General features: G+C 75.9%; 1 pseudogene. It reads right to left on the bottom strand.

Going from position 1 to position 884, the window contains the following annotated elements:
• Positions 1-854, bottom strand: a pseudogene (locus tag AB8Z36_RS41235) (ABC transporter ATP-binding protein); the annotation flags it as partial.
• Between the last annotated feature and the right edge of the window lie 30 nt (positions 855-884).

The following is an 884-nucleotide window of genomic DNA, read 5'->3' as shown; positions in this document are numbered from 1 at the left end:
GTGTCACGGCCGCCAGCCGTTCCCGCAGCGCCACCGCCCTGCGCCGCGCGTCCCGCACGGTCAGCGGCAGCGGCGACCAGCCCGCGAGGCGGCCGAGCGCGACCACCGGGGGGTGGACGGGGGAGCGGGCCATGAGCGCGGCCGGGTCGCCGGGAGCGGGCCATCAGCCCGGCCGGGTCGCCGAGCACCGGCGGCTCGCCCGGCGCCGCGAGGAGCAGCACCTGGTCCGCGTACTGGACCACCCGCTCCAGGCGGTGCTCGGCCATCAGGACGGTGGTCCCGAGGTCGTGGACGAGGCGCTGGAGCACGGCGAGGACCTCCTCGGCCGCCGCCGGGTCCAGCGCGGAGGTCGGCTCGTCCAGGACGAGGACCCGGGGGTGCGGGGTGAGGACCGAGCCGATCGCGACCCGCTGCCGCTGGCCGCCGGAGAGCGTGGCGATCGGGCGGTCGCGCAGTCCGGCGAGGCCGAGCAGGTCCAGGGTCTCCTCGACCCGCCTGCGCATCACGTCGGGGGCCAGGCCGAGCGACTCCATGCCGTACGCCAGCTCGTCCTCGACCGTGTCCGTCACGAAGTGCGCGAGCGGGTCCTGGCCGACCGTGCCGACCACGTCGGCGAGCTCACGGGGCTTGTGGGTGCGGGTGTCGCGGCCCGCCACGGTCACCCGGCCGCGCAGGGTGCCGCCGGTGAAGTGCGGGACCAGGCCGCTGACCGTGCCGAGCAGCGTCGACTTGCCGACTCCCGAGGGGCCGACGAGCAGGACGAGCTCGCCCTCGGGCACGGTGAGGTCGACCCCGCGGATCGTGGGCTCCGCTGCTCCCTCGTACGTCATGGAGACGTCCTCGAAGCGGATCATGAGGTCTCCTCGGAAGGGGTGGGGGAGTGC

This window comes from Streptomyces flavofungini, from assembly GCF_041028215.1.
GTDB lineage: Bacteria > Actinomycetota > Actinomycetes > Streptomycetales > Streptomycetaceae > Streptomyces > Streptomyces flavofungini_B.
The sequence above is the reverse complement of the archived record's forward strand: the minus strand, read 5'-3'. Positions and strand labels throughout refer to the sequence as shown.